This window comes from Thermodesulfovibrionales bacterium (genome assembly GCA_026417875.1).
Lineage (GTDB): Bacteria > Nitrospirota > Thermodesulfovibrionia > Thermodesulfovibrionales > CALJEL01 > CALJEL01.
Genome location: JAOACK010000177.1, coordinates 253 through 503, shown reverse-complemented (window position 1 = coordinate 503; position 251 = coordinate 253). Strand labels below are relative to the sequence as shown.

General features: G+C 35.9%; 1 protein-coding gene. It reads right to left on the bottom strand.

Annotated elements, in window-relative coordinates; genetic code table 11:
- Positions 1–242 (bottom strand): 1,4-alpha-glucan branching enzyme (locus N2257_10895; GenBank protein MCX7794892.1); only part of this gene is annotated, 242 nt, incomplete at its 3' end.
- Positions 243–251 lie beyond the last annotated feature (9 nt).

Genomic DNA, 251 nt, shown 5'->3' with positions numbered 1-251 from the left:
GGCAAAACAAAATTTTCTGAAAATGCATATAAGAGACTAAATGTTATAGCATTGGTATGATATTTTCTATAAATGGGATCTCTTGAAAAATAGAATAACGTATCATGCATCCATCCCATATTCCATTTCATTGTAAAACCTAATCCACCAATGTAAGTTGGCCGAGTAACCATGGGCCAAGAAGTAGACTCTTCAGCGATGGTTAATGTGCCCGGATAATATCCATGTGTTACCTCATTCATTCTTCTCAG